Genomic DNA, 6,400 nt, shown 5'->3' with positions numbered 1-6,400 from the left:
AACTTTAGGATGGAAATCTCCTATCGATATCAGAAAAGCTTTACTAGGAGCTAGCTCCTAGTAAAGCTTAACAAATGGATAGCTTCAAAATAACATTTTAGGTCTCACATCATTGACAAAGGTACACTGACTATAGAGAAAAGTAGGGGATACTATCTGTTTTAACAAATAAAAAATGTCTGAAAGACGCTTTCAAACATTTTACTTTACAATTAAATAAGACTAAGAGGAGTGGCACTATCAGGGGAAGTATCATAAACCTGAAAATCTTTTCCCACAGCAAAATCAGCTTGTAAGAGGTTATTTTCCATGGTCATATGGGCTAACTCCTTAATGTTATTTTCTTTACTAAGGTGTCCAAGATAAATTTTTTTGGTTTTATTGCCAATAGTGCGTATCATAGTTCCTGCACCGTCTTCATTTGATAAGTGCCCTTTATCTGATAAGATACGCTGCTTTAATTTCCAAGGGTACATCCCTGAACGTAGGATTTCAACATCATGATTGGATTCAATGAGATAAGCATCTGCATTTTCAATAATCCCAGCCATTCTATCACTCACATATCCCGTATCCGTTAGCATCACAAAACTTTTATCATCTTTCATGAAACGATAAAATTGGGGATCCACAGCATCATGGCTGACTCCAAAACTTTCAATATCCACATCACCAAAAGTTAAGACTTTACCTCGTTCAAAAATATGCTTTTGCTCAACTGCAATTTTTCCCAACATATTTTGTTCATCCATCACTTGCCAAGTTTTTTCATTAGCATAGATATCTAAGTGATATTTACGCGCTAGCACTCCTACACCATGGATATGGTCTTTGTGCTCATGGGTTACCAAGATGGCATCTAAATCTTTAGGATCTCTCCCAATTTCTGCCAAAAGACTGGTAATCTTTTTACCAGACAAGCCTGCATCTACTAAAATCCGCTTTTTAGGAGTCTCCAAATAAAAGGAATTACCTGTTGATCCTGATGCTAAAATACTATACTTAAATCCGCTTGTTGTCATTTACTCCTCTTCTTCATCCCAGTTATCTACAGCGACACTTTCTTTATCATATGGCAGGACTATGGTAAAGGTAGAGCCTTTGCCATACTCACTCTTTGCCCAAATAAAGCCTCTATGTTGTTTAATAATTTCCTTAGCGATAGCCAGTCCTAAACCAGTCCCTCCTTGAGCACGACTTCTTGCCTTATCCACACGGTAAAAGCGATCAAAAATTAGAGGTAAATCTTTTTTAGGAATCCCTAAGCCCTCATCAGCTATAGAAATAATCAACTGAGTATCAGTTGTCTTCATTCCAACAGTTATTTTACCACCATCTGGAGAATACTTGATAGCATTGTTTAAGATATTATCTAAAACTTGGGTCATCTTATCATTATCAATCTCAATCCAAATGGGTGAAATAGGATACTCTCGAACGATATCATAGTGCTTACCTTCAATCGTTTGCTGACTTTTAATCTGATCAAAACGATTCAGCACATAAGTCATAAAGGCGGTAAAATTCGTTAATTCGACATCAAGATGACTATTATCATTATCAATACGTGATAAGCTTAGTAAATCTGATATCATTCGCATCATGCGGTTGGTCTCATCAAGAGACACACGAATAAAGCTAGGCGCCACCGCCTCCGTCAAAGCACCGTCATCTAGAGCTTCTAAGTAGGATTTAACAGATGTCAATGGCGTTCGAAGTTCATGACTGACATTTGAGACAAATAGCCTGCGCTCACGCTCTTCTTTTTCTTGTTCAGTGGTATCATGTAAAACCGCAACTAAACCTGAAATAAAACCACTTTCCCGTTTGATAAGAGCAAAATTGATGCGTAAGCTAATCCATTCTCCAAACTCATTTTGACGTGTCAAGGTCACCTCAGGTGTCTTTGATAACAGTTCATGATAGGTATAATCTGAAGTCTCGCCAAGAATATCCAAAACATTCAATTCCAAAGCTTGATCCTTATCAAGTCCTAATTGACTCTGTGCCATAGCATTGATCATTATAATTTTTCCACGACGATCTGTAGCTAACACACCATCGCTCATATAAGCTAAAATGCTAGAGAGACGATTCTTTTCCTGCGCCAAATTTTCATGCGTCATGCGAAAGACATCTGATAAATCATTGATACTAGAAGACAAGTCAACTAAACTAGAAGAGCCTTTTAACGTCAAGACATCCGAATAATCCCCTGAAATTAAAGCCGTCACTTTCTGGTTCAACTGTTTTAATTGTTGATTAAACTTATAGCTTCGAATCAAAAGATAAATAAAGTAAAATAAAAAGAGAAATAAGAGAACAAGGAACCAAAAATTCCAATTAAAAATAATACGTTTGATAAACTCAATCATAAGACTTCATGAAATACCCTACACCACGACGCGTCAAAATATATTCTGGACGGCTCGGTGTATCTTCAATCTTTTCACGCAAACGACGAATCGTAACATCAACTGTTCGAACATCCCCAAAATAGTCATATCCCCAAACCGTCTCAAGCAAATGCTCGCGCGTCATCACTTGACCCATATGTGTAGCCAAATGATGCAACAACTCAAACTCACGATGAGTAAGCTCTACTTCTTCACCATGTTTTTTGGCAATAAAGGCATCTGGAACAATCTCAAGGTTTCCGACAACAAGATTATTACTTTCTTTAGCACTGGCCTCTTCTTGAATTTGCGCGCCGAGATTGTCTGTTCGACGAAGATGGGCTTTAACACGCGCCTGCAACTCACGATTAGAAAAAGGTTTGGTGACATAGTCATCTGCACCAATCTCAAGTCCAATAACCTTATCAAACTCACTATCTTTAGCTGACAGCATAATAATAGGCACATGGCTTGTTTTACGAATTTCCTTTGCCACTTCTAATCCATCAATTTCTGGTAACATCAAATCTAGAATAATCAAATCAGGTTTTTCCACCTCAAACTGCTCTAAAGCTTCTTTTCCATCAAAGGCTGTAAGAACATCATAACCCTCCTTGGAGAGATTGAACTTAATAATATCCGAAATTGGTTTTTCGTCATCAACGACCAATATTTTTTTCATATTTTTTTCTCACCTATTCTTTTTATAAAATTATATCAAATTTTGGTAAAAGTTGGAAATTCTAGCTTTTTTCAGACACCTCAAACGTTTACAAGTGCAGAATTTTCTGACAAATTTGACATTTTTTTAAGTTTGTGATAAGCTATTAAGTACATGTTAGAAAAGCTAACAAAGAATTATTGATTCAGTCCTATAGACTCAATCACCAAGGAGGATAAAATGGCACTTATTGAATATAAAAATGTCGAAAAATACTATGGTGACTACCATGCACTCAGAAACATCAATCTTGAGATTGAAAAAGGACAAGTGGTTGTTTTACTAGGTCCTTCCGGATCAGGAAAATCGACTCTCATTCGCACCATGAATGCCTTAGAATCTATTGAAACAGGAAGCTTAAAAGTAAATGGGCATGAGCTAGCTAATGCTTCAGCTAAGGAACTAGTTGCCCTTCGTAAAGAAGTCGGAATGGTTTTTCAACATTTCAATCTTTATCCACATAAGACCGTTTTGGAAAATGTAACCCTAGCTCCTATCAAAGTACTGGGTATGGATCCTAAGGAAGCCATTGCTATTGCTGAAAAGTACCTTACCTACGTTAATATGTGGGATCGTAAAGATTCTTACCCAGGCATGTTATCTGGTGGACAAAAACAACGTGTCGCTATCGCACGTGGGCTTGCGATGAAGCCTGAGCTTCTTCTTTTCGATGAACCAACCTCAGCCCTTGACCCAGAGACTATCGGAGATGTCCTCACTGTCATGCAAAAACTGGCAAAAGGTGGAATGAACATGGTTGTTGTGACACATGAAATGGGATTTGCCCGTGAGGTCGCTGATCGCATTATCTTTATGGCAGACGGGGAGATCTTAGAAGATACTACTGATATTGAAGGTTTCTTCAACCATCCAAAAGAGCCTCGTGCTCAACAATTCCTAAGCAAAATTATTAACCACACTAGTGATAAAGTGAAAGAAGATTAGGAGGACAACGATGAAGAAAAACTCTTTTTTCCTTAACCTCCTTGCGATTGCAGTAGCTTTTATAGTCTTCACCCTTTCTTTTTCAACAGTAAGTGCAGACACCTTGCCAAGTCAAGTTCAAAAAATTAAAGAATCTGGTGTGCTACGTGTAGGGGTTAAACAAGATGTTCCAAACTTTGGCTACCTTAACTCTGAGACTAATCAGTATGAAGGAATGGAAGTTGATATTGCACGAAAAATTGCTAAAGCTATTGGTGTAAAAATCCAATTCACCCCTGTAACTGCTCAGACTCGTGAACCCTTGATGGATAACGGACAGGTAGATATTATCATTGCAACTTTCACGATCACACCTGAGCGTCAAGAATCTTACAATTTCTCAGCCCCTTATTACTATGACCAAATTGGTTTCCTCGTTAATAAGGATTCAGGAATTTCATCAAGTAAAGACCTAGATGGTAAAACTATCGGTGTCGCACAAGGATCAACCACAAAAGCCAACCTCAAGCTTTATGCTGAAGAACAAGGGATTTCCTTTAAATTTGCTGAATTGGGATCTTATCCTGAGTTAGCTATTTCACTTTATGCCAACCGTATTCAAGCCTTTTCGGTGGACAAATCCATCTTGTCAGGTTATGTCAGCAGCAAAACTAAAATCTTAGATGAAGGTTTCAACACACAAGAATATGGTATTGCAACCAAAAAATCCAACACAGAGGTTATTCAATATATCAACACCCTCATTGAGAAATGGTCAGATGATGGTAGTCTAGAAAAAATCCAAGCTAAATATGGACTAAAATCCGCTGAGCCAACGGAATAAAAATAGGAGGTAATATGACTTTTTTAACTGTTGCAGGACCTTTTGCACTGTCTCGTTGGGTTGAATTTTTTCAAAACTTTGGAGAATTCGCAAAAGGATTCCTTTATACCTTAGGGTTATCTATTGGGGCACTAGCACTTGCCATGGTACTTGGTATCGTGTTTGCTGCTATGTCTTCAAGTAAAAATAAATTCTTACAGATTTTATCACGCATCTATGTTGAATTTTTCCAAAATACACCACTTTTGGTACAATTTGTCTTTGTTTATTATGGTTTAGCCATTTTATCAGATGGTGCTATTATGATTTCAGCTTTCTTTACAGGTGTTATTTGTGTCGGACTTTACCATGGTGCTTATATCGCTGAGGTCTTCCGTTCAGGAATTGAGGCTGTTCCCAAGGGACAAACAGAAGCTGCTTTATCACAGGGCTTCACCTATGCAGATACCATGCGCCTCATTATTATCCCTCAAGCTGTTCGAACAATTCTCCCACCACTGACCAATCAAGTGGTTAATTTGATTAAAAATACCGCAACGGTCGCTATTATTTCTGGTGCTGATATTATGTTTGTTGCTAAAACGTGGTCCTTTGATACCACAAACTACGTTCCAGCATTTGCAGGCGCTGCTATTCTTTACTTCATTATGTGCTTCCCACTTGCTACATGGGCACGTCGTAAAGAAGAAGCTAATAAAAAAGCCTATAGCTTATAAAATAGGAAGGAGTTACTATGTCAGATATTTTTAAAGCATCGAACCTAAGCTTCCTATTACAAGGCCTAGGGCTAACACTTTATATCTCATTTGTTGCTATTATTTTGTCAACAATATTTGGAACAATTCTAGCTGTTATGCGTAATGGGAAAAATCCCATCTTACGTATCCTAGCTAGTATCTACATTGAGTTTGTCCGAAATGTCCCTAACCTCTTATGGATTTTTATTATCTTCTTGGTTTTCCAAGTCAAATCGGTTCCAGCCGGGATTATCTCCTTTACCGTTTTTACCTCCGCTGCTTTAGCTGAGATTATCCGTGGGGGATTAAACGCTGTTGACCACGGGCAAACAGAAGCAGGGTTATCTCAAGGTTTTACCACTTTTCAAATCTTCACCATCATTGTCTTCCCACAAGCCATCCGCAAAATGTTACCAGCTATTATTTCACAGTTTGTAACCGTTATAAAGGATACGTCCTTCCTTTATTCTGTTATTGCTTTGCAAGAGCTATTTGGTAAGAGCCAAATTTTGATGGGGCGTTACTTTGAACCAGAACAAGTCTTCACACTTTATGGTTTGGTCGCTTTAACTTACTTTGTGATTAACTTTATTATCTCAAGCCTTTCACGCCGACTGGCAAAACGCTGGGAAAAAAGTGCTGTATAAAAAATGGCTCTTTGTCAACTGTAGTGGGTAGATGAAAAGCTAACACCTAGAGAGGACGAAATTCGTTCTCTCTTTCTTTATGTTCAAGGCAATCAAAATCCGTTTTTTAAAGTTTTCAAAGTTCCTGAAAC

7 protein-coding genes are annotated in these 6,400 nt (G+C 37.9%); 4 read left to right on the top strand and 3 right to left on the bottom strand.

The window, feature by feature from the left end:
• Positions 1-212: 212 nt before the first annotated feature.
• From walJ to vicR, 3 genes are read right to left on the bottom strand one after another with little or no spacing between them, the layout of a single operon-like run.
• A complete protein-coding gene (walJ, locus tag ACVRWY_RS09185) occupies positions 213-1,022 on the bottom strand; it encodes an exodeoxyribonuclease WalJ (RefSeq protein ID WP_354369886.1) in 810 nt (269 codons plus the stop codon).
• The gene (gene vicK / locus ACVRWY_RS09180; RefSeq protein ID WP_354369885.1) at positions 1,023-2,375 is read right to left on the bottom strand and encodes a cell wall metabolism sensor histidine kinase VicK; all 1,353 of its coding nucleotides are present in this window, start codon (positions 2,373-2,375) and stop codon (positions 1,023-1,025) included.
• Complete coding sequence (gene vicR, locus ACVRWY_RS09175; RefSeq protein ID WP_354369884.1) at positions 2,368-3,078, bottom strand: cell wall metabolism response regulator VicR; 711 nt, start codon at positions 3,076-3,078, stop codon at positions 2,368-2,370. Before vicR ends, vicK begins: the two co-directional genes overlap by 8 nt.
• 219 nt (positions 3,079-3,297) lie before the next feature.
• On the opposite strand from vicR, the gene ACVRWY_RS09170 reads away from it, so the two are divergent.
• Genes ACVRWY_RS09170 through ACVRWY_RS09155 form a run of 4 tightly spaced genes read left to right on the top strand, consistent with a single transcriptional unit; the run spans position 3,298 to position 6,269 of the window.
• Positions 3,298-4,062 (top strand): amino acid ABC transporter ATP-binding protein, encoded by a 765-nt coding sequence (locus ACVRWY_RS09170; RefSeq protein WP_354369883.1) that lies wholly within the window; start codon positions 3,298-3,300, stop codon positions 4,060-4,062.
• A gap of 10 nt (positions 4,063-4,072) precedes the next feature.
• Complete coding sequence (locus ACVRWY_RS09165) at positions 4,073-4,885, top strand: transporter substrate-binding domain-containing protein (RefSeq protein ID WP_354369882.1); 813 nt, start codon at positions 4,073-4,075, stop codon at positions 4,883-4,885.
• A 14-nt stretch (positions 4,886-4,899) separates the two neighbouring features.
• Entirely contained in the window at positions 4,900-5,601 is a 702-nt protein-coding gene (locus ACVRWY_RS09160) for an amino acid ABC transporter permease (protein WP_354369881.1), read from the top strand.
• Positions 5,602-5,618: 17 nt separating this feature from the next.
• On the top strand, positions 5,619-6,269 hold the full coding sequence (locus ACVRWY_RS09155) for an amino acid ABC transporter permease (RefSeq protein WP_354369880.1): 651 nt from the start codon (positions 5,619-5,621) through the stop codon (positions 6,267-6,269).
• Positions 6,270-6,400 lie beyond the last annotated feature (131 nt).

Source organism: Streptococcus porcorum (genome assembly GCF_053203725.1).
The sequence above is the reverse complement of the archived record's forward strand: the minus strand, read 5'-3'. Positions and strand labels throughout refer to the sequence as shown.

Coding starts and splice junctions, on each gene's coding strand:
- walJ (WP_354369886.1), bottom strand. CDS start 1,022: ATGACAACAAGCGGATTTAAGTATAGTATTTTAGCATCAGGATCAACA.
- vicK (WP_354369885.1), bottom strand. CDS start 2,375: ATGATTGAGTTTATCAAACGTATTATTTTTAATTGGAATTTTTGGTTC.
- vicR (WP_354369884.1), bottom strand. CDS start 3,078: ATGAAAAAAATATTGGTCGTTGATGACGAAAAACCAATTTCGGATATT.
- ACVRWY_RS09170 (WP_354369883.1), top strand. CDS start 3,298: ATGGCACTTATTGAATATAAAAATGTCGAAAAATACTATGGTGACTAC.
- ACVRWY_RS09165 (WP_354369882.1), top strand. CDS start 4,073: ATGAAGAAAAACTCTTTTTTCCTTAACCTCCTTGCGATTGCAGTAGCT.
- ACVRWY_RS09160 (WP_354369881.1), top strand. CDS start 4,900: ATGACTTTTTTAACTGTTGCAGGACCTTTTGCACTGTCTCGTTGGGTT.
- ACVRWY_RS09155 (WP_354369880.1), top strand. CDS start 5,619: ATGTCAGATATTTTTAAAGCATCGAACCTAAGCTTCCTATTACAAGGC.